The 1321-nt window shown below is 44.2% G+C and carries 2 protein-coding genes; both read right to left on the bottom strand.

The window, feature by feature from the left end; genetic code table 11:
- Positions 1-838: transposase (locus BM114_RS14020; RefSeq protein ID WP_255406550.1), on the bottom strand; the 838-nt coding region annotated here is incomplete at its 3' end.
- Positions 792-1223 (bottom strand): ISAon1 family transposase N-terminal region protein, encoded by a 432-nt coding sequence (locus tag BM114_RS14690; protein WP_255406549.1) that lies wholly within the window; start codon positions 1221-1223, stop codon positions 792-794. The genes BM114_RS14020 and BM114_RS14690, both read right to left, overlap by 47 nt.
- Positions 1224-1321 lie beyond the last annotated feature (98 nt).

Here is a 1321-nt window from a genome sequence, read left to right as displayed (position 1 = left end):
CTGCAGTCCGATTAATATCCTTGCTACTAAATATGCATCTTAGGCTACAAATAAGCGTATATGCATCCTTTATCTTAGGAAACAGTTTAAAGAGTAATCTTGCACGTATTTTCTGTCTGTCAGTCCATTTCTCTCCGCTCACACTCAGCAAAAACTTGCTTCTAGTCAGCAGTTCAATGACAGACTCTCCATTGGATAACATCGTTGGTCTGAAGCGTTTGTTCAGTCTTTGTGGCTTACGTCCGCGCTTCTTGCCTTTGTATTTCTTAGGGTGTTTTTTACGGTAATATTTACGGCTCTTTACCAGTTGCTCAAGTTTCTTCTTGAACTTGGCTTTCTCTTTGTTCAGCGCTTTCTGTGCTTCTCGCTTAGCTTTGAGTCGGAGTTCTTCCACTGCTTCTATGCAACGCTTGATGATATGGAAGCAGTCGATGACTATGGTCGCCTTTGGAAAGGCCTCTGTGACGATAGCGTACATACTGTCTGAGAAGTCCATGGTGACTTCCTCTACCTGTTCTCTCTGCTCCTGCGGTATCTGCATAAGCACCTTGACAACATCAGATGCCTTGGTTCCTCTTACGGCAGCAATCAAGGTATGTCGTTTGCCATGTCCATCCTTATTGGTCAAGAACGTCATCAGGTCCTTGTGGAGCATGGTTTCGTCTATACCAAGTCGTTTGCCTATATTCTCTGGAATCAGTATCCATTCCGCTGCATGGTCGGCTTGTTCCCAGTCGCGGAATCCACTCAGATGATTCTTGTAAGCGCGCTCCAGGTTGTTGCCATCCACCTTAAAGTATAGCCCCAGCGAGCGGGCCGTTATCGGGTAGGTATCCAAATATTTTTTTTAAGACATCAGCAAACTCTTTAGAGTAGCTGGTGTTATCTGCAAGCAACGAATACCTATCAAGGACTACATTTCTACCTTCTGCCGTTAGCCATCTGCGACGTCTGACATGAAGAACGACCTTGTGATCACGGATAGGAAAGTCATTAACCTGACGGCTTTCTGTGAAACCATTAGGCTTAAGGTCATGCCACTCTTCTTCACGAGCGTCATTCTCGTCAAGATAGATATGGAGAAGGACACGCTCATCACTAGTCTCTTCAATAATGCCTGTGTGGTCTTCACGAACGTCTGTCACGTCAAAGAACTCAAGTATACCTTTGGGAAGAAGGTAACTGGCCAGAATCTTGTAATCAAATGCTGTTTGCTTACTCATGGGTGCAAAGTTAATGCATCTCATGAACTTTTAAGCATCAAACAAGAAAATATCGGCCTATACTACAAAATTATGCCACGGATATTTGCAACTGTGCC

Origin of the sequence: Prevotella sp. KH2C16 (genome assembly GCF_900113305.1) — a bacterium.
In the GTDB taxonomy this organism is placed as follows: domain Bacteria; phylum Bacteroidota; class Bacteroidia; order Bacteroidales; family Bacteroidaceae; genus Prevotella.
This window is presented reverse-complemented; position numbering and strand designations above follow the sequence as displayed.

Coding starts and splice junctions, on each gene's coding strand:
- BM114_RS14690 (WP_255406549.1), bottom strand. CDS start 1,223: ATGAGTAAGCAAACAGCATTTGATTACAAGATTCTGGCCAGTTACCTT.